The 238-nt window shown below is 38.7% G+C and carries 1 protein-coding gene; it reads right to left on the reverse strand.

What is annotated here, in order from left to right; all coding sequences use genetic code 11:
* The coding region (locus R2R70_RS22945) for a hypothetical protein (protein WP_410979338.1) at positions 1-199 on the reverse strand (199 nt) is incomplete at its 3' end.
* Positions 200-238 lie beyond the last annotated feature (39 nt).

Here is a 238-nt window from a genome sequence, read left to right on the forward strand (position 1 = left end):
TAATACCTTGTAAGTTTACATAGTTCAGGTTGATTGCTTGATCAGACATTAAGCTTAAATCGTATTCTGCAAGTCGATACCCGTTTTCTTCGTCAAACACAATCAATGGCGTTTGGCTGTCCATGGCATCGAGTGTATTTTTTATTTGCTCTTTGTCGTTTGAAAAAAGCAATTTAAAGTTTTCATCCATATCATCCATAATTCCCACCTTTTGCAGCGCCTCTGTGGCAGGGGAAAC

Source organism: Cobetia sp. SIMBA_158 (genome assembly GCF_046566945.1).
GTDB classification, from domain to species: Bacteria; Pseudomonadota; Gammaproteobacteria; order Pseudomonadales; family Halomonadaceae; genus Cobetia; species Cobetia amphilecti.